The 25,113-nt window shown below is 45.0% G+C and carries 22 protein-coding genes, 2 tRNA genes, 2 pseudogenes and 1 riboswitch; of the genes and pseudogenes, 10 read left to right on the top strand and 16 right to left on the bottom strand.

Features of this window, described 5'->3' with window-relative positions; genetic code table 11:
• Positions 1–38: 38 nt before the first annotated feature.
• From HXT47_RS01920 to pgi, 3 genes are all read right to left on the bottom strand, one after another.
• Positions 39–1,787 carry an ABC transporter permease gene (locus HXT47_RS01920; protein ID WP_004574036.1) on the bottom strand — a complete coding sequence of 583 codons (1,749 nt, stop codon included), beginning with the start codon at positions 1,785–1,787 and terminating at the stop codon, positions 39–41.
• A 236-nt stretch (positions 1,788–2,023) separates the two neighbouring features.
• Positions 2,024–2,170: a hypothetical protein gene (locus HXT47_RS01915; RefSeq protein WP_004574037.1), complete on the bottom strand. Its 147-nt coding sequence runs from the start codon at positions 2,168–2,170 to the stop codon at positions 2,024–2,026.
• A gap of 104 nt (positions 2,171–2,274) precedes the next feature.
• A riboswitch (M-box (ykoK) riboswitch) is annotated at positions 2,275–2,435 on the bottom strand.
• Between the two features lie 172 nt (positions 2,436–2,607).
• A complete protein-coding gene (pgi, locus tag HXT47_RS01910; RefSeq protein ID WP_410295670.1) occupies positions 2,608–4,302 on the bottom strand; it encodes a glucose-6-phosphate isomerase in 1,695 nt (564 codons plus the stop codon).
• Between the two features lie 330 nt (positions 4,303–4,632).
• Here pgi and HXT47_RS01905 point away from each other — a divergent pair.
• Positions 4,633–4,705, top strand: a tRNA-Thr gene (locus tag HXT47_RS01905).
• Between the two features lie 70 nt (positions 4,706–4,775).
• Positions 4,776–4,856, top strand: a tRNA-Leu gene (locus HXT47_RS01900).
• 31 nt (positions 4,857–4,887) lie between these two features.
• On the opposite strand, the gene HXT47_RS01895 is transcribed toward HXT47_RS01900, so the two are convergent.
• The 4 genes and pseudogenes from HXT47_RS01895 to HXT47_RS01880 form a co-directional block, all read right to left on the bottom strand.
• Positions 4,888–5,574, bottom strand: coding sequence for a non-canonical purine NTP pyrophosphatase (locus HXT47_RS01895; protein ID WP_004105345.1), 687 nt, complete (start codon positions 5,572–5,574; stop codon positions 4,888–4,890).
• A gap of 22 nt (positions 5,575–5,596) precedes the next feature.
• Positions 5,597–6,358 carry a ribonuclease PH gene (gene rph / locus HXT47_RS01890; RefSeq protein ID WP_004105347.1) on the bottom strand — a complete coding sequence of 254 codons (762 nt, stop codon included), beginning with the start codon at positions 6,356–6,358 and terminating at the stop codon, positions 5,597–5,599.
• A gap of 66 nt (positions 6,359–6,424) precedes the next feature.
• Positions 6,425–6,655 (bottom strand): annotated as a pseudogene (locus HXT47_RS01885) (ABC transporter C-terminal domain-containing protein); the annotation flags it as partial.
• A gap of 93 nt (positions 6,656–6,748) precedes the next feature.
• Positions 6,749–8,521, bottom strand: a pseudogene (locus tag HXT47_RS01880) (ABC-F family ATP-binding cassette domain-containing protein); the annotation flags it as partial.
• A gap of 127 nt (positions 8,522–8,648) precedes the next feature.
• On the opposite strand from HXT47_RS01880, the gene rnc reads away from it, so the two are divergent.
• Positions 8,649–9,479, top strand: a complete 831-nt coding sequence (rnc, locus tag HXT47_RS01875) for a ribonuclease III (protein ID WP_119527004.1) — start codon at positions 8,649–8,651, stop codon at positions 9,477–9,479.
• Between the two features lie 555 nt (positions 9,480–10,034).
• Here the strand turns inward: rnc and rpmF are convergent.
• From rpmF to HXT47_RS01845, 6 genes are all read right to left on the bottom strand, one after another.
• Positions 10,035–10,229: a 50S ribosomal protein L32 gene (gene rpmF / locus HXT47_RS01870; RefSeq protein WP_004574042.1), complete on the bottom strand. Its 195-nt coding sequence runs from the start codon at positions 10,227–10,229 to the stop codon at positions 10,035–10,037.
• A gap of 228 nt (positions 10,230–10,457) precedes the next feature.
• On the bottom strand, positions 10,458–11,087 hold the full coding sequence (locus tag HXT47_RS01865; protein ID WP_004574043.1) for a YceD family protein: 630 nt from the start codon (positions 11,085–11,087) through the stop codon (positions 10,458–10,460).
• Between the two features lie 2 nt (positions 11,088–11,089).
• Entirely contained in the window at positions 11,090–12,127 is a 1,038-nt protein-coding gene (locus HXT47_RS01860) for a hypothetical protein (protein WP_004105355.1), read from the bottom strand.
• Between the two features lie 15 nt (positions 12,128–12,142).
• Positions 12,143–12,691 (bottom strand): pantetheine-phosphate adenylyltransferase, encoded by a 549-nt coding sequence (coaD, locus tag HXT47_RS01855; RefSeq protein ID WP_421789177.1) that lies wholly within the window; start codon positions 12,689–12,691, stop codon positions 12,143–12,145.
• Positions 12,692–12,818: 127 nt separating this feature from the next.
• On the bottom strand, positions 12,819–13,148 hold the full coding sequence (locus HXT47_RS01850) for a DUF3039 domain-containing protein (protein WP_004105359.1): 330 nt from the start codon (positions 13,146–13,148) through the stop codon (positions 12,819–12,821).
• Positions 13,149–13,381: 233 nt separating this feature from the next.
• Positions 13,382–14,719 (bottom strand): nicotinate phosphoribosyltransferase, encoded by a 1,338-nt coding sequence (locus HXT47_RS01845; RefSeq protein ID WP_004105363.1) that lies wholly within the window; start codon positions 14,717–14,719, stop codon positions 13,382–13,384.
• Between the two features lie 193 nt (positions 14,720–14,912).
• Between HXT47_RS01845 and cysS the strand changes: the two genes are divergently transcribed.
• From cysS to trmD, 7 genes are all read left to right on the top strand, one after another.
• Positions 14,913–16,550 carry a cysteine--tRNA ligase gene (cysS, locus tag HXT47_RS01840; protein WP_421789175.1) on the top strand — a complete coding sequence of 546 codons (1,638 nt, stop codon included), beginning with the start codon at positions 14,913–14,915 and terminating at the stop codon, positions 16,548–16,550.
• A gap of 75 nt (positions 16,551–16,625) precedes the next feature.
• A complete protein-coding gene (gene ffh / locus HXT47_RS01835) occupies positions 16,626–18,296 on the top strand; it encodes a signal recognition particle protein (protein WP_004105368.1) in 1,671 nt (556 codons plus the stop codon).
• A complete protein-coding gene (locus tag HXT47_RS01830) occupies positions 18,293–19,441 on the top strand; it encodes an endonuclease/exonuclease/phosphatase family protein (RefSeq protein ID WP_410299483.1) in 1,149 nt (382 codons plus the stop codon). The genes ffh and HXT47_RS01830 overlap by 4 nt, the downstream gene beginning before the upstream one ends.
• 116 nt (positions 19,442–19,557) lie before the next feature.
• Positions 19,558–20,019 carry a 30S ribosomal protein S16 gene (gene rpsP, locus HXT47_RS01825; RefSeq protein ID WP_004574047.1) on the top strand — a complete coding sequence of 154 codons (462 nt, stop codon included), beginning with the start codon at positions 19,558–19,560 and terminating at the stop codon, positions 20,017–20,019.
• Between the two features lie 2 nt (positions 20,020–20,021).
• Positions 20,022–20,255 (top strand): RNA-binding protein, encoded by a 234-nt coding sequence (locus tag HXT47_RS01820; RefSeq protein WP_004105376.1) that lies wholly within the window; start codon positions 20,022–20,024, stop codon positions 20,253–20,255.
• 1 nt (position 20,256) lies between these two features.
• A complete protein-coding gene (gene rimM / locus HXT47_RS01815; RefSeq protein WP_421789379.1) occupies positions 20,257–20,856 on the top strand; it encodes a ribosome maturation factor RimM in 600 nt (199 codons plus the stop codon).
• 31 nt (positions 20,857–20,887) lie between these two features.
• Entirely contained in the window at positions 20,888–21,772 is an 885-nt protein-coding gene (trmD, locus tag HXT47_RS01810) for a tRNA (guanosine(37)-N1)-methyltransferase TrmD (protein WP_180946754.1), read from the top strand.
• Between the two features lie 154 nt (positions 21,773–21,926).
• On the opposite strand, the gene rsmD is transcribed toward trmD, so the two are convergent.
• From rsmD to HXT47_RS01795, 3 genes are all read right to left on the bottom strand, one after another.
• Entirely contained in the window at positions 21,927–22,511 is a 585-nt protein-coding gene (rsmD, locus tag HXT47_RS01805; RefSeq protein ID WP_421789172.1) for a 16S rRNA (guanine(966)-N(2))-methyltransferase RsmD, read from the bottom strand.
• A gap of 161 nt (positions 22,512–22,672) precedes the next feature.
• Positions 22,673–24,106, bottom strand: coding sequence for an MFS transporter (locus HXT47_RS01800; protein ID WP_112928504.1), 1,434 nt, complete (start codon positions 24,104–24,106; stop codon positions 22,673–22,675).
• Between the two features lie 60 nt (positions 24,107–24,166).
• Complete coding sequence (locus tag HXT47_RS01795; RefSeq protein ID WP_032842335.1) at positions 24,167–25,105, bottom strand: nucleoside hydrolase; 939 nt, start codon at positions 25,103–25,105, stop codon at positions 24,167–24,169.
• Between the last annotated feature and the right edge of the window lie 8 nt (positions 25,106–25,113).

The following is a 25,113-nucleotide window of genomic DNA, read 5'->3' as shown; positions in this document are numbered from 1 at the left end:
ATTTATTAGTAATTTTATTAGTCGATTTATTAGTCGATTTAATTCAATACGTAACGTTTTTCGGAAATACGTTGCATTGGCGACCAGAATAATCGGTTGCTTAAAACAACAATCAAGCTCATAACAGTTACGCCAACTAAAGTGCGCGCAGAATCTCCTAAAGTGGTTGCATTAGTAATATATGCGCCCAAACCCTGAGTTTCCATGTGGTTCTTTCCATATTCCACAATCTCAGACACAATCGAAGCATTCCATGCACCGCCTGCAGCTGTAATACCGCCAGTGCACCATGAACCGAAAATAGACGGCAAAATAAGCGTCTTCCATCGCAAAGTACGATCCAAGCGGAAGCTGCGCGTCATTTCACGCAAATCATCAGGGATAGCACTAGCACCTGCAATAACATTGAACAGAATGTACCATTGCGTGCCAAGAGCCATCAAAATAATACTTCCCCAACCAAGATCAATATGCCAAGCCATAAACCAAGCCATAGCAAACGGGAAGATGAAGTTTGCTGGGAAGCTAGCAAGAATTTGCACTATAGGCTGCATAATACGCGAAATCTTAGGATTCATGCCGATTACAACACCAACAGGAACCCAAATAAGCGAGCTTATTAAAATCAACACAGCAACGCGTATAAAAGTGATGCCACCAAGCATGCCTGCAGTAATAAACTCATGCAAACCTGCAGTTGTATACACAAAGTAAAGCATATGGGCAGCGCCAGCAGCCACAATAATTAGCATAATAACGTTAAATACCCAATCACCAAGCTTATGCTGAGCAGCCTTGTGAGGCCACTTGGAGCCTGTGCGACCGAATGGGCGCGTTACTTTTTCAAGCCACTCGCGAATTGGCAAAAACAGTTTACTAATAACTTCATCTGCATGAGAGTGACGAATAAGAGTCAAAATAGCACTGTGACGCTCATTATCAGATGCGCTTTGCGTAATGCGGAAACGCTCAGCCCAAGCTGTAAGCGGTTTCCACAAGAAGAAGTCAAGTGCCAAAACAACAATCACCATCGACACAATAGCCCACCAAATAAGACCAAGCTTATTTTCAGCAGCAGCTTGTGCCACAAAACTACCGATGCCAGGAAGAGCGTAAGTGTGATTATTTACGGAAATCATTTCCGAAGCTGTAAGGAAGAACCATCCGCCTCCAACAGACATCATGCAATTCCAAAGCAGTGGAATCATTGCGTTAGGCATGTCTAGCACCCAGAAACGTTGCCAATGCGTGAGTTGCAAACTACGAACTGCCTCATCCAGTTCCTTTGGCTCGCTGAGCAGCGAACGGTGGAACGAAAAAGTCATATTCCATGCTTGACTCGTAAAAATAGCAAAAATCGAAGCGGCTTCAACACCAAGCATCGATCCAGGGAAAATTACCAACCAAATCGTGACAGTTGCCGAAAGGAAGCCAAGAATTGGAACTGATTGCAAAATATCTAGAAGAGGAATAAGCACCTTGCCAAGCCTACGACTGCGAGCTGCAAGAGAGCCATAAACAATAGTAAAGATAAGAGATGCAACTAATGCGATCAGCATGCGAAATACTGAGCGCAAAGTGTAGTAAGGCAGATTGATTAAGTCCGTGGATACCTTAGATGGTATGCCACTTGGACCAATCGGTTGATTTATGCGCTGAATAAGGAAGGCAGTTACGCCAAAAACGGCAATAATGCCAACGCACACAATAATGTCCGACCAGAAACGAGTGTTCTCGTCGACTTGCGCGCCTGCGCTTTCTTTGCGCGAAGTTGTAAATACGGTCATAATAAAGTCCTCGAATAGGCAATAAGTGGATTCACTTTCGTGTATTTTTTATTTCTATTCATTTATTACGCAGATATCTATTGAGATTTCTATGCGAATTTCTATTTAGATTTTCGTAAATTCTTGCGTAGCCGTATCACCATTGATTACGTTACAGGCGCAAATAACTAGAACTCACGTTTTAACTCCACAAATTATATTTCGTAAATTATACTTCGTAAGTTGTATTTCGTAAGTTATATATTTCGCAAGTTTTGCAACCTAAATTCGGTGATTGCCGGCTTCATATATTCAGGAGGAACATCCGAACTACTACTGCCAATAGTGTCGGAGCCTTCATCAGTACGAGTACTAGAATTATGGCTTTTACTGTCATGTTTCACGGCAAATCACCTCCTTAAGTTAGTGCGCTGCCGGCGCAAATCTTCATCATTGAATCGGAGGTTTACAAGAGAACAGAGGCGCACCAAAACACACAAACGCATATTAAGCGTGCCACGTCGTTCAAGCTTCAGCTTCGCAGGGCGGTGGCGTTGCATTAGTCGAAGCCTTGAATTCGACAACGACTGTTAACCAGCGTGCAGTGTCTCCACTGTGTTGCGGCAGCAACCCGTATCCCCGTGGTAGCCTTACCTACCGACCGTGCTCATTATAAATTATTGTTGCAGTTGTGTCAACATGCAGCAAAACACATTGCGATGCATTTGAAACTTACAAAACTCAGCGACAGATGCTAAACAAAAAAGCCTCTTGACGAATTAACGCCAAGAGGCTTATAAATCAACAATCGCTAAAAACGATTGCCTATATGACTACTATCTTACTTGCGATGAGCGCGATAGAAGCGAATCAAGCTCTGTGTAGAAGCATCCTGAGCTGCCAAAGCTTCATCATCCTTAGAAATTGCAGGAGTAATCTGCTTTGCAAGCTGCTTGCCAAGCTCCACACCCCACTGATCGTAGGAATCCAAGCCCCACACAGTGCCTTCAACGAAGGTAATGTGCTCGTAGAGAGCAATAAGCTCGCCCAAGCTAAATGGAGTCAAAGCATCGCCGAAAATGGACGTGGTTGGACGGTTGCCCTTGAACACGCGAGCTGGCACAATCTCCTCTGGAGTGCCTTCAGCGCGAACTTCATCAGCAGTCTTGCCGAAAGCAAGAGCCTTAGTCTGTGCAAGATAGTTGCCCAAGAAGAGCTCGTGCACATCCTGATCGCCATCCTTAGTAGGATTTGGCGTGTTCACGAAAGCAATGAAATCAGCTGGAATAAGCTGAGTGCCCTGGTGAATCAACTGGTAGAAAGCGTGCTGGCCGTTAGTACCTGGCTCACCCCAGAAGATTTCGCCGGTTTCGCTTGTTACAGGAGTGCCGTCCCAGCGCACAGACTTACCGTTGGATTCCATGGTGAGCTGCTGCAAATAAGCTGGGAAGCGGTGCAAGTATTGATCGTATGGAAGCACAGCGTGAGAAGCAACCTTGTAGAAGTTGCGGTACCAAACGTTGAGCATACCGAGAAGCACAACAACGTTCTTCTCGAATGGAGTCTCAGCGAAGTAAGTATCGATTGCATGGAAGCCCTTCAAGAACTCTTCGAAGCGCTCTGGACCGAGAACAACAGCCAAAGAAGTGCCGACAGCGGAATCCACAGAGTAACGACCGCCAACCCAGCTCCAGAAGCCAAAAGCGTTGGTTGGGTTGATGCCGAACTCTTCAACCTTTTCGAGGTTGGTGGAAACAGCCACGAAGTGCTTAGCAACAGATTCAGCCTTCTTTGCGTCGCTTCCGTCAATAGCACCGCACTCCTGAAGCTTATTCAGCAACCAAGTGCGAGCGGTACGAGCGTTGGTCAAAGTCTCCAAAGTAGTGAAGGTCTTGGAAACAATGATGAACAAAGTGGTTTCTGGATCCAAATCCTTGGTCTTTTCTGCCATATCGTTTGGATCAATGTTAGAAACGTAGCGAGCGCTAATACCAGCGTCAGCATATGGCTTCAAAGCTTCGTAAACCATGACCGGACCCAAATCAGAGCCGCCGATACCAATGTTTACAACGGTCTTAATGTTCTTGCCGGTAACGCCCTTCCAAGCGCCGGAACGAACTTCGTTAGCGAAATCGTAAATGCGACCCAACACTTCACGCACGTCTGCAACGGTATCTTGACCGTCAACAATGAACTTGCCAGCATCCTCTGCAGGACGACGCAAAGCAGTGTGCAAAACTGCACGATCTTCTGTATTATTAATGTGCACGCCAGTGTACATTGCCTTAGTGCGCTCGTCAAGCTTAACTGCCTTTGCAAGGTCTGCGAAAAGCTTAAGAGTTTCAGGCTTAATTAAATTCTTAGAAAGATCGAAGTGGAGATCTCCAGCTTCGAAGCTCAACTTATCCACGCGATTTGCATCCTCAGCAAACCACTTCTTCAGGCAAACACCTTCTGATTGCAACTCGTCGTAATGCTTCTGCAATGCAGCCCACTCTGGGGTTTTTACGGCGTCAACTGGCGGATTGATGGCCATTTCTAGGTCCTTTCATTTCTTCAACTTACGTGACAGCAATCGTCACTATAGTCCAATTCACAAGATACTCACAAAAGCAGACAGAAACACGCGAAGCTTAACACAAAAATGAACACAATCACACTGGTGCTGCGCGAAAGCAGGTCGTCGCGCCTGCGAGGAAAGAAATCCCACAAAACTCGCGCCACACTAAACGAATTGCAATACAAACTATGCAATACTTGCTTAATGACTATTATATTTTGTACGGCGCGCCCATTGGACAAATTTAAAAATATGATATATAGTAATTGATTTGTGCGCGAGTCGCGAATGCGTCTCGGGCGACATGCCGCTTTAGCTCAGTCGGTAGAGCGTCTCCCTCGTAATGAGAAGGTCGACAGTTCGATTCTGTCAAGCGGCTCTCTGACTCGCTCGAGTGTATTAATACTTTTGATTTGTTTTTATTCGCTCGATTATTTATATGAGTCTATGCGCGAGTGGCGGAATGGTAGACGCGCAGGATTTAGGTTCCTGTGTCTTACGACGTGTGGGTTCAAGTCCCATCTCGCGCACGAAATTTTTCGCTTATTCAGTAATAAATGCTTATTCGGTAATAAATAATGCCTGCAACTCCGGCAAAAGCGCGCGCAAAGCATTACCTCTGTGCGAAATAGCATTCTTTTCTTCTTGAGTCAGCTCCGCGCTAGTCAAACCTTTCATTTGCACACCATCGCGAATAGGCTGAAGATCTGGCACAAATAGCGGATCATAGCCGAAACCGTTAGTTCCGTGCACCTCGCGCAACAAGTGACCAACCATTTCTCCGACTCGAACAGTCTCAAAGCCGTGAGAATGCGACATAACACTGCCTTCAGGAACCTCACTGCACCCATCCGGAATAGCAAGAGCTGCAGCACAACGAAAACGAGCAGTACGACATTGATCTGGAATATCAGAAAGTTGGCGCAAAAGAAGCTCATTATTAGCTTTATCGTCCCCATGCACACCACTCCACCTGGCAGAAAGAATACCAGGGGCAGCACCAAGCACGTCGACAATAAGACCCGAATCGTCTGCAATAGCAGGATAACCTGTTCTTGCAGCAACATCACGCGCTTTGAGCAAAGCATTCTGTTCAAAAGTCACGCCAGTTTCCACAGGATCAGGCAAGCCAAGAGAACCTGCAGTTACTAACTCGAAACTGTTTGCCAGCTTCGACAATTGCTCCTCTAAAATTTGCTTAATTTCAACGAGTTTTCCCTCATTATGTGTTGCCACAATAAGCTTCACGCCCGTTCTCCTTCAATCTCTTCTATTTTGCTAAAGCGGCTTTTTGAGCAGCTTGCAATTCGCGATTACCTTTAGTTGCCAAATCAAGTAACGTATTTAATTCGTCGCGATTAAATGGACGATGTTCTGCAGTGCCTTGAATTTCAATGAAAGTGCCGGAACCTGTCATAGCTACGTTCATATCTGTCATAGCTTGACTGTCTTCAACATAAGGCAAATCAAGCATAGGCGTGCCGTTAATAACGCCTACAGAAACAGCGGAAATAGAATCCTTAATAACACTTGCAGCAGAGCGAATATGACCATTCTTTTCTGCCCAATTAAGCGCATCTACCAAAGCTACATAAGCTCCAGTTACAGAAGCAGTACGAGTTCCACCATCCGCTTGCAACACGTCGCAATCAATTTGAATCTGGCACTCACCCATTGCTTTCATATCGACTACACCGCGCAAGCAGCGACCAATAAGACGACTAATTTCGTGAGTGCGACCACCAATTTTTCCACGCACAGATTCGCGATCAGTTCGCTCAGCTGTTGCTCTAGGAAGCATAGAATATTCGGCAGTTACCCAACCCAAACCGGAATCTCTACGCCAACGAGGCACACCAACCGTAAAAGTTGCAGTGCACATTACGCGCGTATTGCCACACTCAATAAGCACAGAACCTTCAGGAACATCAGTAAATTTACGTGTTATGCGCACAGGTCGGAGCTCGTCAACATTACGACCGTCAACGCGAATTGGTTTTACAGATTCCAACATATCCTTGATTTGAGTCATACCTCACAAATTTAGCACGTGGCTGTTATCTTCTATTTCTTCTTCTTAGCGCGCAGCAATTTTGTACTAAAGCTGCTCAGAAAGCTTCATCCACTCATCCTCAAGAGCACTGGTTTCTTGCTCGTTTTTTTGGAGATCTTCGTTAAGAGATTGAAGTCCAACAAAGTCACTTGGGTTGTGCGCAGCCATTTGCGCTTCAATTTGCGACTTTTCTTCTTCAAGCTTTGTAAGTTTTCGCTCGATTGCAGAAACTCGCCTTGCAGCATCGTGATAGGCTTTGCCTGTAAGTTTTGGCTCAGCTACTGTACTTTCTGAACTTTCTTTAGTTGTAGAATTTGTAGTACTTGAAGCATTCACAGTACTCGCAGCACTAATGCTATTTTCGTGATCGCGCTGCAACTTTTCTACAATCTGCAAATACTCATCTACACCGCCTGGAAGATGACGAATTTTGCCGTCAATAAGCGCAAATTGCTGGTCTGTTACGCGCTCAAGCAAGTAGCGATCGTGCGAAACAACAATCAAAGTGCCGGGCCAAGTATCGAGCAAATCCTCCATAACTGCAAGCATGTCAGTGTCAAGATCGTTTCCAGGCTCATCCATAATCAGCACATTTGGCTCGTTTAGCAAAATCAGCAGCAACTGCATACGGCGCTTTTGACCGCCCGAAAGATCCGCAATTGGTGTCATAAGCTGCTCGGGCTTAAAACCAAGCCTTTCCATAAGCTGACCTGGAGTCACTTCTTTGCCATCGATAATATAGCTAGGCTTATAGCGACTTAAAACTTCTTTTACTTTATATTTTCCAAGCTTTTCAAGCTCTTCTAGCCGCTGCGAAAGCACAGCAAATTTTACAGTCTTGCCAATATTTACGTGTCCAAGCGTAGGCTTTAGAGATCCATCAATAATGCTTAATAATGTTGATTTTCCTGCTCCATTCGCACCCACAATTCCAAAACGATCGCCTGGGCCTATAAGCCAAGTTGCATCGTCTAAAATCATGCGTCCAGTAATAGTTTTGCGCGATGCAGCTGAAGTTTCTGCAATGTTTTCTGCGCTCGTAGCAGTATTTTCAGAAGTATTTTCCGCAGCATTTTCAAAAGAATTTTCTTGACTCTCGTCAACAGCAATAGTAACGCTTCCTACGTGAGTTGGTTGCGCAAAAGCAGATTCTACGATATCGACTTTATTTGATTTTTCTGCATTATCTTCACCTAAAGATGCGTTTTCTACAATATCCGGATCGATATTTTTTAGCTGCTGAGCGTTGTCGAAAATTTGCGTAACGTCAATTAAATCAACAACTTGCTTACCAAGACGCGAAGTTGCCATTTTCTTCAATTCAAGAGTGTCTCTTAGCGGCGGCACATCTGCAATAAGCTCACGCGCTTGCTTTACGTGGAACTTTTGCTTAGTAGAACGCGCACGAGCACCCCTAGAAAGCCAAGCTAACTCTTTTCTTGCCAAATTTCTGCGACGCTCTTCGCGCACATCCGCTTGGCGTTCGCGCTCCACGCGTTGCATCATATAAGCGCTGTAACCACCCTCGAAAGGATCAATTACGCCGTCGTGCACTTCCCACATCGAAGTGCAAACCTCATCCAAGAACCAGCGGTCGTGCGTCACAATCAAAAGCGCACCTTGACCGTCCTGCCAACGGTGAAGAAGATGCTCCGCAAGCCAATGAATCGTCACAACGTCCAAATGATTCGTAGGCTCATCCAAAGCCAAAATATCCCAATCGTGCAACAATAATCTTGCTAAATCTGCGCGCCTGCGCTGGCCTCCAGAAAGCGTGCCTACTTTTGCTTCCAAATTTATGCCACCAAGAAGCGCTTCTACAATTTCGCGTGAACGCTGATCTGCAGCCCACTCGTAATCTTCGCGATTTTCAAGAGCAGCCTCGCGCACAGTTGCGTTATCATCCAATGGATCTCGCTGATCCAACATGCCAAAAGTAAGCCCTCCGCGTTTTGTAACGCGACCAGAATCAGGCTGCATTGTACCGGCAAGTAGTCGAAGTAGCGTTGACTTTCCGTCACCATTTTTTCCAACAATACCTATTCTGTCGCCTTCAAAAACACCTTGAGTTACGTCTGTAAAAATCGTTTTTGTAGCAAATTCTAGCGAAACTCGTTCTAATCCCAAATCATACGTAGGCATAATCCACAAATATAGCTGAACACTTATACGAAAGGATATAGAAGAAATATGGAAAAATGCGATCGCAAATGCGAACACGAAGCTTAAAAGCGCTTGTGTTGGTAGTAGGACTATAATAATACGTGCTATGAAAACTCAGAACAATCAACAAAATCAACAGAATATGCAGAGCAAACACAATCAAAACAATCAAAACAACTCACATGCGCAACACAACGAAGATGGAGTTTTGAGATTAGATGGCGATGAAACACGTCCTGGAGACCCAACGCAGGAACTTTTGAACGCTTTAGGCACAACTATTTCGCCGGATCTTTTGGTAGAAGCACTCACCCACCGCTCGTTCTCGCACGAGCATCCTGGCACACGAAATTATGAGCGACTTGAGTTTTTGGGCGATGCTGTGCTTGAGTTAGTTTCTACGGAAACGCTGTTTTCTGCACATCCAGACATGACTGAAGGTCAGCTTGCAAAGATGCGAGCGAAAGCTGTGTCTGAATGGGCGCTTTCTGCTGTTGCGCGCGAAAAGCTGCATGTTGGCGCGTATATTCTTCTCGGTCGCGGAGAAATGGAGCAGGGCGGAAATAATAAAGATTCAATTTTGTGCGATATTGTTGAAGCGCTTATTGGCGCAACTTTTGTTGAGCATGGAATTGATGAAGCTCGCAGAGTTGTGCATCGTTTGATTGACGACACTTTGGCGGAAGTGCTAACTGAAGGACCAGCTCTCGATTGGAAGACTTCGCTTACAGTCAAAGCTCACGATATGGGTTTGGAAGATCCAGAGTATCGAATGGCTGTTTCTGGGCCAGAATACGCACCAGTGTTTGAAGCTCGCGCGGTTTTGGCGCATAAGGATGGCGACGAAGTGCTGGGAGTCGGAAGTGGCTCTAGCAAACGAAAAGCGCAACTCGCAGCCGCCGAAATCGCTTGGCACGCACTCGACGCGCGTAAGTAACTACGAACTTTACCTGATCTGCGAACTTTGTCATCGATACTTCGAATACGATAAGCGACTATCAATCAAAGAACACTAGCATTATTGCTCTGCCATCGCTACACCGAAATGACTACCACACAACAAAAACACTAATCATTTTCTGAGTAGTGAGGGGTGGGTGTTGCTTGAGAGGTCGAATATTAGTGCGGTAGAGATTTGAGATTTTTCGCACTGAGCGCGGCGAACGTCAGAGCCGCAGGCTGCTGATTCGCCAAGCGAAGAAGAAAAATCGAAAAATCTCTGCGATAAAACGAGGTTATTAAAGATTAAACACGCAGAGTTTGGGGGATTTCTTTACGAGCACTAAAAGAGGACTGAGGAAGCAACATTCCTTAAGAACAAAGCAAACAGCAAAACCTCTAACAGCCAAAGCGACGAAGGACGGGACGTGCGAGGAGAGAAATCCCCCAAAACTCACGCCACACCAAACGATAACTCGCGCAACAACCACAATACGAAAGAAAAAAGAAAAACCCTGCCACCCGTCGATGGCAGGGTTTCTGTTAATAAAACCTACTTGGTGTGCTCGGAGCGAATAGCTTCACGGTAAACACGACCACGGAAGGTTCCGCAAGATGGGCAAGCCATGTGTGGGAATGCCTGAGAACCGCAGTTCGGGCAAGTCACAGTCTGCACGGCAGACGCCTTCCAATTAGCGCGACGCGAATGCGTATTAGCACGCGAGGTCTTGTACTTAGGCAGTGCCATAATTCTTTCCTCTATTTCGTTCAATCGATTGAGCTTAAGCGTTCTGTATATTACAGCAAGCGCCGTACAAATTGCGCAACCTAATTTCTCTTTAGTGCGACAGAAACTTTACAAACGTGCGCAGTTTATGCCGCTTTTCAGCCCAAAAACGACCTTTTCTTTACACTACTGTAAAGTTTCGGTCGGGAATCAGCTCAAAAACGGCAGAAACTTTACAACTCGCTAAAATTAATGCCGCTCTTCATTCTGCTCAAGCTGAGCTTTCAAATCCTCTAAAGCAGCAAAACGAATATCCGTAACGTCGTGATGATGATCTGGATGCTCGTTTAAGTTTTCGCCACACTGAGAGCAAAGTCCGCGGCAATCCGGCTCACACAACGGCTGCAACGGCAACTCACTTACCATCGTGTCGCGAATAAGAGCCTCAATATCCGCAAAATCGCCACCCGCAACTAGAGGATACACATTGCCTGACTCGTCATTTTCATCCCAAATTTGCGATTCAGCTTCATCCGCATCGCCACGAGTATTGCGATTATCAGAACGATTAGAACGCGAGTCAGCATATGGGAAGAATACGCACACATCCACTTTCCAATCGCGACGAAGCGGCATCAAGCATCGAGTACATTCTGCATGCACCGGAGCAGTAATACTGCCCTGAAACATTAAGCCGTCAACCACAGCATCAAAATCGCCATCAACCATAACATCGCTGCCTGGCTTTACGCCAATAACGTAATCTCCAATGCCTTCCGGCGCCGGAAATACGCGATGCAACGACATGCTACTACCAGCGCGCGCAGCCATTTGCGCTACTGGAACAGCCCATGGTGATTGGGATGGATGCGAAGCCATTACTAATTCCTTTCCTCTTCATCATCGTCATACAATGATGAGCTAATGTCGTTTTGTACGTGCGCCGCAGCTCGGCGACGATCTTCTAACACTCGCTGACCCGCTTGCACGTCTTGCTCTAATTTATCTAGCTGCTGCTTTAAGCCTTCCATAACAGTTGCGCAATACTGATCCGCACCTTGCGTAAGCTTGTCTGATTTTGCTTGCGCAATAGCGAGAATATCGCGAGCTTTCTGTTTTGCTAAAGCCGTTACGTTTTCTTGACCTGCTAAGAATTGAGCACGCTCTTGCGCTTCTTCAATTATTTCTGCAGATTGAGATTGCGCTGAGGAAACAATAGAGCTTGCTTGTGCTTGCGCTGTACGCAAACGTCGCTCTGCTTCTCGCATTAATGCAGAAGCTCGCTCCAATTGCACAGGAAGCATATCTTTCAAACGCGCTAACTGGTCAACGAACTCATCGCGATCAATTTTTACCATTCCTGCAGCAAACAGAACATTCTTTGCTTCCGAAAGGGCTGCTTCCATTGCATCAATAATGTCGTAAACTGTTGTAAATTCAGCGCGACTCTTTGAGCGCACTTCATCGCTTACTGCTTCTGCAGCTACTTTTGAAGTTTCAGATTCATTTTCTTCAAAGTCAATAACGCCACCGTCTTCTCTTTCTCGTAAATCTGGAAGAGGGAAAGGAGAAAATGATGCTGGCGAAGAAGCTGCTTTGCTATTTTTATTGTTCTTATTTGCACTATCAGCGCCATTATCTCGCACATCTTCCGCAGCAGAAACACTTCCAACTGCCGCAACAGATGACGTTTCTGTATTGTCAGCATCTGAGTCAACTAATAGGTCGCCTTTACGCGCACTTCGCACGTCGGATTGCGTTGTATTTACAACGCCGTCTTGAGCATCTTCTTCATCTGCAAGAACCGGATGCAATGGAAGCTTTTGATTGCGATCAACTTGCACTTCGCGCTCCATTGTGTCGTCTCCTTCACTAGATAATCCAGAAGTTGCGTCAGTAAGTTCATTTTTATTTGTCATCTTCTACTCTCCTGTTCAATTGTTCAGCATAAATGAATTATTATCTACACCTAATGATTGTTCATTAAAAAGCTTTTTTAATAAGGGTATTACGTTATCTGGAACCATGCCAGTAACATTTCCCCCATGACGAGCAACATCTTTAACCACAGAGCTTGAAACATGCTCAAGCACAGGATCAGCAGGCAGAAAAAGCGTTTCGATACCTGCTAATTTGCGGTTCACTAGCGCCATTCCAAGTTCTGCCTCATAATCACCGTTTTGACGTAAGCCTTTTACGATTACTGTAGCACCAACTTTTGTACAGTAATCAGTAATCAAACCAGCTGTTGAAGTTACTACTATTTTGCAATTGCGATTGAAACTATTCTGAGCTTGCGGCAAATTATTTATTGCTTCTTGAATAATTTTTACGCGCTCAGATTCAGGAAATAACGGAGTCTTTGCAGCATTTACCGCAACTAGCACATGTACTTCATCAAATAGATGCGTACAACGTTGTATTACGTCTAAATGGCCGGCAGTGACTGGATCATACGAGCCGGGGCACACAGCTATAGTCATGCTCTTAGATTATCACCCATTGCGCTCAGAACAAAAATATATTAATAAAATAGCGTTACTTTTATCGTTAAAGATAGAAGTAACGCTGATATTTAATATAAATTGCTTAAATACGCAACATAATTACTTAAAAATTAAACTTTCCTAATTCCTCGTATATGCGCTTGCATTCAGGGCAAACTGGGTAGTCATTTGCTTCGTGTCGAGGAATCCACACTTTACCGCATAAAGCTACTACTGGTCGACCAGTTAAGCGCGACTCTTCAATTTTGTCTTTTGACACATAGTGTGCAAAACGATCTGCATTACCACCATCATCTAGACGAGCATCTTCGTCAACTTCTGGACGTTCTAGAACAGAAGTGCTTGTGCCGGAACCAGAGTCTGGATCTGTGGATTGCGAACCAGATTCCATAACAGCATCTAACGCATTATCTGCTTCTAAAGATGAAAACATCTCGCATCCTTTCGTAACGCATTGTGTAACGAATTTCGTAGCGCACTAAAATTTAATTGAATTTTATTCGCAAAACCAAGCATAAAGCATTATCGCAACAAACACTCAAAAAGCTGTCGAAAACGCTAATCTTTACGCATGAATTATTTGCGAAAATTATTTGCGATCCTTTTGCGAATCTTATTTAGTTATTTAGTAAAGTTTAGTTTTAAAAAGATCAATTTACAGTACTTCTACAGTACTTGAATTTCTGTTGGTATTGCAGGGTCTCCGCGCATCAAACTTTGCGCAGCCAAAGGCAGTCGACGCAAAGCAGAAGCGCAATAATCCTGGGCACGCATAATCGCATCGTGACCCATAAACTGTTCGTCAGCTTCACCGTCGACCATGTAATCAACTAGCAGATTCTCCCACGAATCCTTAGGCTTAAACTGAGCGAGCGCAACTTCCGAACCGGAAATCACGCGTTCGCAATCAGCTACACCGCAAGAATCGTTGCTGTAATCGTATGAACGATACGCCAATTTACGTCCAGGCACAGTCGCTTTATTCTTAGAACGCTTAGCAACAGGCTGCATTACACCATCTGCACCCTCACGCTCAGTAAGCTTATAAACCATTGCGCAAGTTGGAGCGCCGGAGCCGGTTACAAGCATTGTGCCGATGCCGTAAGAATCCACAGGCGCATTTTGTAAGGAAGCAAGAGCATACTCGTCCAAATCGTTCGTAACTGTAATCTTTGTGTTTTTAGCACCCAACTCGTCGAGCTGATTCCTAACGCGACGAGCCAGAGCGCACAAATCTCCAGAATCAATACGAATTCCGCCAAGATCTGGACCTGCAACTTCCACGGCTGTCTTTACAGCTTCCTCAATATTATAAGTGTCAACAAGAAGCGTAGTGCCTTTGCCAAGAGCTGCAATTTGAGAAGTGAAAGCGTCACGCTCAGTGTCGTGAACAAGAGTGAAGCAGTGAGCTGCAGTTCCGATTGCCTTTAAACCGTAAAGTTTTGCAGCTAACAGATTTGCAGTACCTTTAAAACCGCCAATTACTGCTGCACGAGATGCGGCAACTGCAGAATATTCGTTCGTGCGGCGGCCGCCCATATCCATGCAAGGACGTCCTGCGGAAGCAGAAACCATGCGAGCTGCAGCAGACGCCACAGCACAATCGTAATTGAGAACGGAAAGCAGAAGAGTTTCGAGCAAAGTGCACTCGCCGAAAGTGCCTTCTACTTGCAAAATTGGCGAGTTAGGGAAGAACATCTCACCCTCGCGATAACCGGAAATTTTACCGCGGAATCGGAAATTTTTCAGCCATTCAATGGTTTCTGTACTAACAATTTTGCGATCACTTAAGAAACGTAAATCATCTTCCGAAAGATGGAATTTTTGCAACTCTTCCAAAATGCGGCCCATGCCAGCAACAACTCCGTAACGACGGCCTTGAGGCAAGTGGCGCGTAAAAATTTCAAAAACGCACTTGCGATTTGCGGTGCCGTCTTTAAGAGCAGCGTCGAGCATAGTGTATTCATACATGTCCGTCATAAGAGCAGATGAAATCTCAGCCATGATATTCCTTTCGTAACGAACAAAATAAAAACAGCTAGGTAATAGATAAGTAATAGATATGAATCTAATTGGATTACTAAAGCTAAATCTAAAACCAAATCGCAATAATTGTATCGCTAACTAAAGAGCCGACGTACGAAATGCAACTTCTCGAAGTCACTCTGAGTATAAAGAAGCATTTATAATAGCAATTATGCTTAATAAGAGTTTGAACGAAGAGACTGCAAAAGTTACTAAAGCCGCAGAAAACCTGCACTTATACAACACGGCTTCACATTCAACGAACACTTTCGTACCTAAAAAGCCTGGTCAAGTAGGCATGTACGTGTGCGGCGCAACAGTGCAAAGTTCCCCACATATTGGCCATATTCGCGCAGCAATCGCATTCGATATAATCCGTCGCTGGATGCTACGTTTAGGCTACAAAGTCACGTTTGTTAGAAACGTCACAGATATTGACGACAAAATTATGAAAAAAGCCAATGAATCAGGGCAAAATTGGTGGGAACGAGCATATATTTACGAGCGCGAATTTACAAAATCCTACAATACTTTAGGGGTACTTGCGCCAACAGTTGAGCCGCGCGCAACAGGTCATATTACAGACATGGTTGAGCTGATTGAGCGTTTGATTGAGCGCGGTCACGCATATGTTATTAATGACAGCGACGGAAATCCTACTGGAAATGTTTATTTTGACGTGCCAAATTGGGAGCATTACGGCGAATTAACGCACCAAAATCAGAACCAAAATGAAACTTGCGCAGACGAAGCCGCAGCTATTGCAGACGCAAAAGGTCCAAGCGTAGACGCTGCTGAAAACGATATTTACAATCCAACAGATCCTGCAGATGCTTCACCAGACAAACATGATCCTAGGGATTTCGCACTTTGGAAAGCACCTTGCGATTTCGATCAGCCGGATGCGCGCTGGAAAACTCCTTTTGGCGAGGGACGCCCTGGTTGGCATATTGAATGCTCTGCTATGAGCCATCGATATCTTGGCGACGATTTCGATATTCACGGAGGCGGCCTGGATTTGCGTTTCCCTCACCACGAAAACGAAATGGCACAAACGCGTGCTGCTGGCTGGGAAAGCGCTGATGTGTGGATGCATTCAGCATGGGTTACCGCAAAAGGTGAAAAAATGTCCAAATCCTTAGGAAATGGACTTTCCGTACCAGTAGTTTTGGCAAATAATTCGGCTTGGGTTGTGCGTTATGCTTTGGGAGCAGTGCAATATCGTGCAATGCTGGAGTGGTCCGACCAAGCTTTGGTGGAGTCAAAATCGGCTTACGATCGAATTATGAACTTCCTTGAGAGAGCTGGCAGATTGCTTGACAAGAAGCCAACTTGCGAAGAAGTGCACTCTGTTAACGCAGACGAGCTTCCAGAAGATTTTACTCGCGCTATGAACGATGACATTAACGTTTCTGGCGCAATCGCAGAAATATTTACTACAATTCGTCAAGGAAATGCTCTTATTGACGACTGCAGCAAAGATTCTTCACAAGCACAAAGCGAAAGCGTACAAAAGCTCATATATCTCGCTGTTTTGCAAGTGCGAGCTATGTTAGATACTTTGGGCTTGGATCCTTACGCAAAAACGTGGGCTTCGAACGATAATCAATCGTCCGCAGAAGGCTCAAATGGCAAGGAAAGCAAAGAATACTCAGCTTTGAACTCTTTAATTACTTTGCAACTTAAAGCTAGAGCAGATGCTAGAAAAGCAAAGGATTTTGCTACTGCAGATGCTATTCGCGACGCGTTAAATAACGCAGGAATTGTAATTGTCGATACTTCGCAAGGATCATCTTGGCATTTGCAATAAACGAAAGTAACGCAAAAGTATTAGTTAGCAATTGCACTAAAGTTACGTTAGCAACAACAGGTAGAATGGAAAACTATGGCAGCATTTAGTTCGTTAACAGACCGCCTTTCCAATGCTTTTAAGCATTTGCGCAGCAAAGGCAAGCTATCAGAATCCGATATTGACGGCACAATTCGCGAGATTCGTCGCGCACTTCTCGATGCAGACGTTGCGTTGGAAGTAGTCCGCTCATTCACTGCTCGAATTCGCGAGCGCGCTCTTGGTGAGGAAGTTTCGCACGCTTTAAATCCAGCTCAGCAAGTTGTGAAAATTGTAAACGACGAGCTTACACAAGTATTGGGCGCAGGTGTAGATAGGCAGCTTAATTTTGCGAAGTACCCTCCAACTGTAATTATGCTTGCAGGTTTGCAAGGTGCAGGTAAAACTACGCTTGCTGGAAAGCTAGGCTACTGGCTAAAGGATGCAGGTCATACTCCTTTGCTTGTAGCAGCAGATTTGCAACGACCTAATGCAGTCACACAGCTGCAAGTTGTTGGCGAGCGCGCAGGAGTTCCTGTATTTGCTCCAGAAAAGGGTGTGCAAACAGGTGGAAGCGCGATTTCTTTGCCATGGTTCACTAAAGGCGACCCTGTTAAAGTTGCGCGCGATTCTATTAATTATGCGCGCGAAAAAATGTATGACACTGTGATTATTGATACCGCAGGTCGTTTGGGTGTTGACGAAGAGCTTATGAAGCAGGCACGCAATATTCGCGATGCCGTGCAACCGCAAGAAGTGCTGTTTGTTATTGATGCAATGATTGGTCAGGATGCTGTTCGCACTGCTCAAGCTTTTAACGATGGCGTGAACTTTACTGGCGTTGTGCTTTCTAAGCTTGATGGCGACGCTCGAGGCGGTGCTGCACTTTCGGTTGCAAGCGTTACTGGAAAGCCGATTTTGTTTGCTTCTACAGGTGAAGGTTTGAAGGATTTTGAAATCTTCCATCCTGATCGAATGGCTTCACGCATACTCGATATGGGCGATATTTTGACGCTTATTGAGCACGCACAGAAGCAGTTCGACGAAGAAGAATCGCGCAAGGCTGCTGCAAAAATAGCTGAAGGCAGCTTTGGTTTGGATGATTTTTTGGAGCAGCTTCAGCAAGTTCGTAAGCTTGGCTCAATGAAGAAGCTTTTGGGCATGATGCCTGGAATGGCAGCTCACCGTCAGGAGCTTGAGCAGTTTGACGATAAGGAAATTGACCGAACTGAGGCAATTATTCGCTCTATGACTCCTCAAGAGCGTAGAAATACAAAGATTATTGACGGATCTCGCCGCGCGAGAATTGCTGCTGGTTCAGGTGTGAGCGTTTCGCAAGTTAATGCACTTTTGCAACGTTTCGAGCAGGCTGCAAAAATGATGAAGCGAATGAGCGGAGGCGCTGGAATGCCTGGCATGGGCGGAATTCCTGGCTTCGGTGGAGCCGGCAGTAAGTCGAAGCGCAAAGATAAGAAAGGCAAGAAGAAGGGCGGAAAGTCCGGAAATCCAATGCGCAGGGAAGCTGAAGAGCGCGCGTTGCGTGAGCGTCTTTCTGGCGAATCTACTAGCGACGATGTTGCAGGTTCTGCTTTTGCAAAGCCGCAGCAACCAAATCTTCAGAATCTTCCTGAAGGACTTAAGGAACTTATGAATTCCGAAGATGCAAATCAAGATAATCAACTGCCACCTAACTTTGGCGGCGGATTAGCTGGCTTATTCGGTCGATGATTTTAGTATTGGCGTTTTTGTGGGTTATATTTGTGCCGCTTCTTTTGTGGCAGTTGATGCGTTGGCTGCCAACAGGTGCGGATAAATATAACCCACTTCCGTATATTATTGCGCTGCTTCCACTTGCAACTTACGTTATGGGAGCACTGTTTTTGTGTAATTTTGGCGGTTTTTTGCTGTATACATGCTGCGCAGAAAAAGTGACGAAATCGCTTAATTTAGCGCAATCTTACGCGAAATCTTACGGATATTTATGTATTGCGTACGCTGTGCTATTTTTGATTTCGCTTAAGTCGCATACGCCGTACTGGTTTGCAAAATTACGTAGGTTGCACGAAAGCAGGTCGTCGCGCAAAAGCTGCAAGAAACGGCATCAAGAAATACGCGTGATGACTCTTAATTGCAGATACGGAAAAGCGAGCGCATCCGAAATAATAGAAATAACGAAAAAATATCACGTAAATACGTTACTTTTACAAGAATTAAGCGAGTCTTTAGTAAAAAATCTTGAGAAACTTGGAATATACGAAATTTTCCCAACTTCGTGCGTAGGTGCGCAAAGTGAGCATAATAACGGCGGATTCAACGCTATTTTTACGCAATATTCCGCGATTTCTACTTGCAATAATTCCGTAAAAATTGAAGCTGCAAGCGTGCCTCGCGTTACAACTTGCTTAGATTTTGGTGCAACTGAAAAAGTTGTAGTGAAATTTGCTTCTGCACATCCAAAGTCACCGATGCGTGGGTGTGCTGCTTGGAGTAATGGAATTCGCGCACTTGCGACTATTGATTCTACTTATTGCGTTGACGAATCCACTTCGAAAACTTGCGATTTAGCAACTCTTACTATTGTTACTGGCGATCTTAATTCCACAGTCGATCACCCAAGCTTTCGATCTCTTTTGAAATACGGATTTACAGACGTTGCACTTTCGCTTGGAAAGCGTCTACGCACATGGCCTACATGGCTTAAATGGCCAAATCTTACACTTGACCATGTGCTATTTTGCGCAAAAAACTGTAAATCTAACGCACTATGGCAAAAGAATATAGTTGTTGACGGCACTGATCACCTAGCCTACATCGCAGCAATCGACCTACAATCACTAGATAAAAACGTCCAAGCGCGCAGGCATAATGGATAAGTTATTCGCGTGAATCGGCGCCCTCTTCCCGATCACGTGAGGAACATGTGGAAGCTCGCAAGGAGTGCCCCACACCCGAACGAAATTCCACGACTCTAGTTATAAGGAGAGCCATTTTGGCAACCAAGATTCGTCTTAAGCGATTGGGCAAGAAGTTCTATGCCTTCTACCGTGTAGTCATTTCTGATTCACGCAACAAGCGCAACGGTCAGTCCATCGAAGAGATCGGCGTTTACGATCCAAACAAGCAGCCATCTATGATTCAGATTGATTCTGAGCGCGCACAGTACTGGCTTGGCGTTGGCGCACAGCCAACCGAACCAGTGTTGAAGCTCTTGAAGATCACTGGCGACTGGCAGAAGTTCAAGGGTCTCGACGGCGCCGAAGGCACGTTGAAGACTTCTGAAGCTGGCCCAGACGCACAGGCTCGCGTTGAAGCTGTTGAAGCTGAAGCTCAGAAGCTGAAGGCCGCTAAGTCTGAAGCCGCTGCTAAGGCTAAGGCTGCAGCTGAAGCCGCTGCAAACGAAGCCGAAGAAGCCCCAGCTGAAGCTGCCGAAGCCGAGGAAAAGGCTGAGTAATCATGCTGGCTCAAGCTGTTGAACATCTCATTAAGAACATCGTAGATTTTCCAGATGACGTGTCGGTACGTTCTCACGAAAATGCTCGCGGCGAATTGCTTCGAGTACGCGTGAATCCTGAAGATATCGGTCGCGTTATTGGACGCAATGGTCGTACCGCTAATGCAATTCGCATTGTTGTGCAAGCTTTGAGCAACCACAATGTGCGCGTTGACATTATGGACGTACGTAAGTGAGATGAACGTGGCATTAGACCAACAATCTTTTGACAACCCTCAGCAAAGTCGTAATGACCTGCTGAGGGTTTGTCGTATCGGTAAAGCCCAAGGTTTAAAAGGTGAAGTCACTGTACAAATTTTTACAGATGAGCCTTATGAACGTTTTGAGCCTGGAAATGTATTGTGCACTGCAGACGGCGAACGCGAGTTCGTTATTGAGAACGCAAGAACGTTCAAAAATCGTTGGATTTTACTATTCGAAGAATCACAAAATCGCAACGATGCGGAAGCACTTAATGGCACTGAATTGTATGTGCATGCAGAAGATGCGCAAGAACTTGCTGCTGAAAATGCTTGGTATATTAAGGATTTGGTCGGTTTGCAAGCGCGTTTGTGCGAAGAAAATCAGCTTGGGCTTACTCCTAAAGTTATTGGAAAAGTCGTGGATGTGCTCAACGGCGCGCAATCGTTACTGAAAATCCGTTTAGATCATCCGATTGACGAAGAGAATAAAACAGCGCTCGTGCCATTTGTTGAAGCTATTGTGCCGGAAGTTGATGTTGCAAACGGGTATTTGACTATTGATCCTCCTGGCGGTTTAATTCCGGGGCTTTTGTAGTTTTGTAGTTTTCGTAGTAGAGTGCCTTATGATGGACATCGATATTATTTCCGTATTCCCAGAATATTTTCGCATGCTAGACCTAAGTTTGTTAGGCAAAGCGCAAAATAATGGTTTATTGCAAATTCGCGCATACAATTTACGCAAATGGACTCACGATGTGCATCAATCGGTTGATGACACGCCGGTTGGCGGTGGCGCTGGCATGGTTATGAAGCCTGAAGTTTGGGCGGAATGCTTAGACGAGCTGCTTAACTTGCCAAAATCTGAAGTAAAAAATACGTGTGATACGTGCGATAGTTGCGATACGTGTGATAGTTGCGAAGAAGCAAAAATCGCGCCTAATAAAATAGACTCAACTAAACCAATCCTTATATTCCCGAACCCTTCTGCCCCACTATTTACGCAAAAAGACGCAACGGAATTAAGCAACGCAAATCATTTGGTGTTTGGATGCGGCAGATACGAAGGCTACGACGCTAGGATTCCAGAATATTACCGCGCGCAAGGAATTGACGTACGCGAGTATTCAATTGGCGATTACGTGCTAAATGGCGGAGAAGTTGCAGTAAGCGTTATGCTTGAGGCAATTACACGCTTAATCCCTGGGTTTATGGGAAACCCTGAGTCGATTGTTGAAGAGTCGTACACAGGATCGGACGCACTTTTGGAACACCATCAATACACGCGTCCAACTACTTGGCGAGGTATAAGCGTTCCGGAAATACTCACTTCCGGAAATCACGCTAAAGTTGATCGTTTTCGTCGAGATGAAGCTATATCTCGCACAAGCGAAATTCGACCTGATTTGATTGAAAAATTGGACTGCCACAAGATAGATAAGGCGGATCGAAAAACACTTATGTCGCTCGGATGGGAAGTTTCTGGCGATCATCCGCGCAAAAACTTACTCTAGCAACAAAAGCCAGAAATACTCCGGCAACAGTATTGCTGCCGCACGCACAATGCTGCGCGAAAGCAGGTCGTCGCGCCTGCGAGGAGAGAAATCCCCCAAAACTCGCGCCACAGCCTGAGTGCGAAAACAGATTGTAACGAAGCCGAAAAATAAATTAGTCGCGAGAAGGCTGAATAAACAACACGGAAGTTTCTCCGTAATTACGCGTATCAAACAGCTCCCAGCCCTCAGGCATAGTCGGCAAAACACTTCGCGCGCTACGCTCCAACACAATCAACGTATCTGCAGAAACGCTCACAACTCCGCTCGCAATCATCGAAGCCAATAAACTTTCGCAATCCGCAGTTTCGTAAGCATAAGGCGGATCAATAAAAACCAAGTCAAACGCTTCCCCACTATAATCCGCAACGAACTGCTCCGCGCGCTTTCGAAGAACCCTCATAGAAAGCGCAGAATCCCAAGCCTTTGAACTCTGCAACGCTTTCGACGTACGAAGTATAAGCGCAGCTGCTTGCGAATTTGCTTCAACAGAAACAAGCTCACGCGCGCCACGAGATAGCGCTTCAACTCCGAGTGCTCCCGTGCCAGCAAATAGATCAAGTACGCGCGCATTGTACATAACATCCCACGAATCGAGCCTAGAAAATATCGCTTCTTTTGTGCGATCTGTAGTAGGTCTTGTACACGACTGCGCTGAAGTAAGCGGCAAAGATTTAAAACGTCCAGCAATAATGTGCATACTTATAGCTTAGCTGGAACCTGCAGACACGCACGTGGCGGCAGAAACTTTACGCGCGTGTAAAGTTTCGGTCGGCTACGCGCCAAAAAACGGCAGAAACTGTGCAGCTGTGTAAAGGAAAAGCCGTTTGCGCGCCAAAAAACGGCAGAAACTTTACAATATTACTTATCCGCAGCCTTAGGATCTGGAATTAAGAACGAGCAAGCAAGCGCAAAAGCGAGCAAAACGACGCCGGCAACCATCGCAGCAGCGTATCCGCATGTTACGCCACTTAAAGACGCAACATTCGTCATCACAGCATACAAAATTGCAAAACTTAAGCCGGCTCCCAAATTAAAAGCTCCAGCATTCATACCCGGCAAGTATCCCGGATTATCTTTTGGAGAAAGCACAATACCTAAGCCATTAAGCATAATATTTGCCATGCCAGAATAGCTCACACCTACCCACACTGAAAACAGCACCAAAGCCCAAGCAGACGGCATATAAGCAACATACACACCAAAAGCAACACAAATCATGCTAAACGCAATTCCAATACGCAACACAAGCCTGTACCCGTAATTTGCAGCAAGCACGCCCGAAATAGTGCCAAACAATAGCCCAATAATTGCGTAAGGAGTAAGAGTTACGAAACTTACCATATTTGTGCCAATATTTGCACCAAACTTACTATCGTTAGCAAGCTTTATCACAACGCCATTTATCAAAGCAAACACGCCAGTCATTGTCAATAAAGTGCACAAAAGCAAACCCCATGTACGACGCTGCTTCATATATGTTGTAGAAACCAGCGGAGCCGCGCTTAAAACTTCGATTTTCCAGAATATTGCGAAAAACAGCACAGCAACAAGCACAAGAATAAGCACCATAAGCCAGTTAGATTTAGCTAGTTTATTACTAAGTTCATTAATAGAAAGATATATTGCAAGAAACGCAATTCCGAGCGTTACAACTCCTAGCCAATCCATTCTGCTAGTAGCATCCGAGCGAGATTCATCAGCTAAAACAATAATCATAATAACAGCAATAGCTGCGATTGAAGCCATAATCCAGAAAACAGAACGGAATCCGTATTTACTGGCAAGCCAACCACCTAATAAAGCATCAAATCCAGCAATACCGCCATTTACGGAACTTAATATTGCCATCAACTTTGCGTAACTTTTTTCTTGCTGTACGCGCACGCGCAACATAATTAAGCACATTGGCAATACAGGACCGGAAGCACCTTGCAAAATACGCCCAAGCATAAGCATATTAACGTCTTGAGCTAGCGCAGAAATAATGCTTCCAAAAAGAGTTGAGATAAGAATTCCGGAAAGTACTTTTTTACGCCCAATTAGATCAGACAATCGCGGCAAAAATAGCGAAAATAATGCTGCAGCAGTAAAGAATATTGTTTGCGTTAAAGCGATTTGAGTATCTGTAGTATGAAGTTCTTTTGACATCGTCGTCAATACTGGCGAAAGCATAGAAACGTTTAGCTGGAACGCAAAGATAGCAGCAAGAAACGCCACCATTAACGCCAAAACGGAACGTCCACCCTTATCTAGCATACGCGTAGAAAATGTTGGAGATTCAACCTCAGCCATAATCTAACCTCCGCTTAATTACGTAAAGTCATTCAAACGTCATTCAAAAGTCACCAACAATCATCCAATGCGCTTAATCGCATCTATAATCAAATTCCAGAATTTATCGAAATCAAGTTTTGTAGCAACTTGCGTATGGCATTCTTCTTCAGAAGGTTCAGTACCACGCAAATCTGCAACGGTCATGCCAAGAGTTAAGTCACTGTTTATTTCAACATCAAGTGGGCAACGCCTTGTGCTAATAACACTTTTATCGATCAAATAAGCGACTGTGCAAGGATCATGCACTGGAGGATCAACAAAATCTTGATTATTCTTATAAGCTTTACGGAAGTAATCCATAAGATCGCAAGCAAATTTAGAAACAGGCGTTCCAATAGAATTAATTTTCTTCTGTATCTCTAAAGTGCACAAAGCTTGGTGAGTTAAGTCTAAGCCAACCATCGTAACTCGCCAATTTTCATTAATCACAACATGCGCAGCTTCAGGATCTGTCTTAATATTAAACTCAGCAACAGCACTACAATTGCCGCTATGATAGCCACCACCCATAAGAACTACTTCTTTAACGCGGCTGACAATTCTAGGTTCCAATCGCACAGCCATAGCGATATTCGTAAGAGGTCCGGTTGGTACAAGCGTAATCGTGCCAGGCTCATGGCTCATAATTGTGTCAATAATCCAGTTAACAGCATGCCCTTTATCCAAAGGTTTAGTTGGCACTGGAATATTTGCTCCGTCTAATCCTGTTTCTCCATGAACAGCAGCAGCAACTTTTAGAGGACGAACCATAGGACGGTCGCATCCGGCATGAACTGGAATATTAGTTGCATGAGCTATTTCTAGAGTTGCTCGAGCATTGTATGTTACTTTTTCTAGGCTTTGATTTCCACCAACCGTAGTTACGCCGAGCAAATCGATACTAGGATTGCCAACAGCTAATAAAATTGCCATCGCATCGTCATGACCAGGGTCACAATCTAGGATGATGGAAGTCATACTAACTC

Source organism: Gardnerella sp. DNF01205 (assembly GCF_049244135.1).
GTDB classification, from domain to species: domain Bacteria; phylum Actinomycetota; class Actinomycetes; order Actinomycetales; family Bifidobacteriaceae; genus Bifidobacterium; species Bifidobacterium leopoldii.
This window is presented reverse-complemented; position numbering and strand designations above follow the sequence as displayed.

Excerpts from the sequence above, each read along its gene's own strand:
- HXT47_RS01920 (WP_004574036.1), bottom strand. The coding sequence starts at position 1,787 with ATGACCGTATTTACAACTTCGCGCAAAGAAAGCGCAGGCGCGCAAGTC.
- pgi (WP_410295670.1), bottom strand. The coding sequence starts at position 4,302 with ATGGCCATCAATCCGCCAGTTGACGCCGTAAAAACCCCAGAGTGGGCT.
- rph (WP_004105347.1), bottom strand. The coding sequence starts at position 6,358 with ATGACTCAAATCAAGGATATGTTGGAATCTGTAAAACCAATTCGCGTT.
- rnc (WP_119527004.1), top strand. The coding sequence starts at position 8,649 with ATGAAAACTCAGAACAATCAACAAAATCAACAGAATATGCAGAGCAAA.
- rpmF (WP_004574042.1), bottom strand. The coding sequence starts at position 10,229 with ATGGCACTGCCTAAGTACAAGACCTCGCGTGCTAATACGCATTCGCGT.
- HXT47_RS01865 (WP_004574043.1), bottom strand. The coding sequence starts at position 11,087 with ATGGCTTCGCATCCATCCCAATCACCATGGGCTGTTCCAGTAGCGCAA.
- HXT47_RS01860 (WP_004105355.1), bottom strand. The coding sequence starts at position 12,127 with ATGACAAATAAAAATGAACTTACTGACGCAACTTCTGGATTATCTAGT.
- coaD (WP_421789177.1), bottom strand. The coding sequence starts at position 12,691 with ATGACTATAGCTGTGTGCCCCGGCTCGTATGATCCAGTCACTGCCGGC.
- HXT47_RS01850 (WP_004105359.1), bottom strand. The coding sequence starts at position 13,148 with ATGTTTTCATCTTTAGAAGCAGATAATGCGTTAGATGCTGTTATGGAA.
- HXT47_RS01845 (WP_004105363.1), bottom strand. The coding sequence starts at position 14,719 with ATGGCTGAGATTTCATCTGCTCTTATGACGGACATGTATGAATACACT.
- cysS (WP_421789175.1), top strand. The coding sequence starts at position 14,913 with ATGCTTAATAAGAGTTTGAACGAAGAGACTGCAAAAGTTACTAAAGCC.
- ffh (WP_004105368.1), top strand. The coding sequence starts at position 16,626 with ATGGCAGCATTTAGTTCGTTAACAGACCGCCTTTCCAATGCTTTTAAG.
- HXT47_RS01830 (WP_410299483.1), top strand. The coding sequence starts at position 18,293 with ATGATTTTAGTATTGGCGTTTTTGTGGGTTATATTTGTGCCGCTTCTT.
- HXT47_RS01820 (WP_004105376.1), top strand. The coding sequence starts at position 20,022 with ATGCTGGCTCAAGCTGTTGAACATCTCATTAAGAACATCGTAGATTTT.
- rimM (WP_421789379.1), top strand. The coding sequence starts at position 20,257 with ATGAACGTGGCATTAGACCAACAATCTTTTGACAACCCTCAGCAAAGT.
- trmD (WP_180946754.1), top strand. The coding sequence starts at position 20,888 with ATGGACATCGATATTATTTCCGTATTCCCAGAATATTTTCGCATGCTA.
- rsmD (WP_421789172.1), bottom strand. The coding sequence starts at position 22,511 with ATGCACATTATTGCTGGACGTTTTAAATCTTTGCCGCTTACTTCAGCG.
- HXT47_RS01800 (WP_112928504.1), bottom strand. The coding sequence starts at position 24,106 with ATGGCTGAGGTTGAATCTCCAACATTTTCTACGCGTATGCTAGATAAG.
- HXT47_RS01795 (WP_032842335.1), bottom strand. The coding sequence starts at position 25,105 with ATGACTTCCATCATCCTAGATTGTGACCCTGGTCATGACGATGCGATG.